At 66.1% G+C, this 1,968-nt stretch carries 2 protein-coding genes and 1 pseudogene; all 3 read left to right on the top strand.

The annotated features are described in order from the left end of the window. A pseudogene (locus EN969_RS28770) lies at positions 1–722 on the top strand (sugar ABC transporter permease); the annotation flags it as partial. 22 nt (positions 723–744) lie between these two features. Then, positions 745–1,473, top strand: coding sequence for an SDR family oxidoreductase (locus EN969_RS28775; RefSeq protein ID WP_024501651.1), 729 nt, complete (start codon positions 745–747; stop codon positions 1,471–1,473). Positions 1,474–1,654: 181 nt separating this feature from the next. Then, positions 1,655–1,968, top strand: a 314-nt coding sequence (locus EN969_RS28780) for an FGGY family carbohydrate kinase (RefSeq protein ID WP_245467544.1), incomplete at its 3' end; no start/stop codon positions are given.

A 1,968-nucleotide genomic window follows, 5' to 3' on the forward strand; every position in this document is an offset into this window, starting at 1 on the left:
ACCTGCCCTACGGCTCGAACCTGGTGAATTTCGGCCAGTTGCTGATGATGCCCAAACTCGTCTCGTTCGCTCTGGCGGCCGTGCCGGGCATCGTCATGCTGATCACCGGCCTGCGCACCGTCGCGCGCCGCCGCGCCGCGAACCTGTCGGCGCCGTCGACCGGCGGGCTCGTCACGCGCGCGGTGGTGATTACGGTCATTCTCGAGCTCATCGTCTTCTATCTCAATCAGGCGCGCGGCATTCCGTGGATGTTCGGCCTGTTCGTCGGCCTGGTCATATCGATGCACTACGCGCTGACGCGGACCAAATGGGGCCGCTCTATGTCGGCGGTCGGCGGCAACCGCGAGGCGGCGCGGCGCGCCGGCATCAATGTGCGGCTGATCTATTCCAGCGCCTTCGTGCTGTGCTCGATGCTGGCGGCTTTCGGCGGCGTGCTGTCGGCGGCCCGCCTGGCCTCGGCCAGCCAGCAGGCCGGCACGGGCGACGTCAACCTCAACGCCATCGCAGCGGCCGTCATAGGCGGCACCAGCCTGTTCGGCGGCAGGGGCAGCGCCTATTCGGCACTGCTCGGCATCATCGTCATCCAGTCGATCGCCAGCGGCCTGACGCTGCTCGATCTGTCCTCGTCGCTTCGGTACATGATCACCGGCGCCGTGCTTGCCATCGCGGTCATCGTCGACTCGCTGGCACGCCGCTCGCGTGTCTCGCATGGCCGGGCCTGAACCCATCAACAGGAAGCAAGACATGAGCCAAGAACTGTCCGGAAAAGTTGCCGCCGTCACCGGTGCCGCGTCAGGCATCGGCCTCGAATGCGCCAGGCATATGCTGGCGGCCGGCGCCACCGTGGTGCTGGTCGACCGCGCCGAGGCGACGCTGAACAAACTGTGCGCCGAACTCGGCCCCAAAGCGATCCCGCTGGTGATCGACCTGATGCAGCCGGCAAGCGTCGCCACCATGATGCCGCAAATCCTGGAGAAGGCCGGCCAACTCGACATCTTCCATGCCAATGCCGGCGCCTATGTCGGCGGCGAGGTGGCGACCGGCGATCCCGACGTCTGGGATCGCATGCTCAACCTCAACATCAATGCCTGCTTCCGTTCGATCCAGGCGGTGCTGCCGCACATGATCGAACGCAAGACCGGCGACATCATCGTCACCAGTTCGATCGCCGGTCTGGTCCCGGTGGTCTGGGAACCGATCTACACGGCCTCCAAGCACGCCGTGCAGGCCTTCGTCCACACGGTGCGCCGGCAAGTCGCCAAGCACGGCCTGCGCGTCGGCGCCGTGGCGCCCGGCCCGGTGGTGACGGCACTGGTCGACGACTGGCCGAAGGCCAAGCTCGAAGAGGAACTCGCCGCCGGCGGCCTGATGCAGCCACGCGAGGTGGCCGAAGCGGTGATGTTCATGCTGACCCGGCCGCGCAATGTGACGATAAGGGATTTGGTGATTTTGCCGCAGAGCAATGATCTCTAGGGGGAGTAGGGGAGTAGGGCAGTAGGGCAGTAGGGCAGTAGGGCAGTAGGGCAGTAGGGCAGTAGGATTGCTCTGCCGTTCAATGCCCGGGCCCGAGCCAAGCCACCATCTCCTATTCCCGTACTGCCTTACTGCCCTACTCCCCTACTCCCCTACTGCCTTAAACCGAAGGTTTCCCCCAATGTCCCACTTCCTCGGCATCGACGTCGGCACCGGCAGCGCGCGGGCCGGGGTGTTCGACCACACGGGAACCCTGCTTGCCTCGGCCAAACGGGACATCGAGGTCTGGCGCGAGGCCGGCGACATTGTCGAGCAGTCGAGCAACGACATCTGGCGGGCGGTTTGCGCGGCCACGCGTGAAGCGGTCGCGCAATCGGGCGTGGCGCCCGAGGCGATCGCCGGCATCGGCTTCGACGCCACCTGTTCGCTGGTGGTGCTGGGCGAGGGCGGCGTGCCGCTGCCGGTAAGCAAGTCCGCCAATCCGGAACGCAACAT

Source organism: Mesorhizobium sp. M7A.F.Ca.CA.003.01.2.1 (assembly GCF_003998945.1).
GTDB lineage: Bacteria > Pseudomonadota > Alphaproteobacteria > Rhizobiales > Rhizobiaceae > Mesorhizobium > Mesorhizobium ciceri.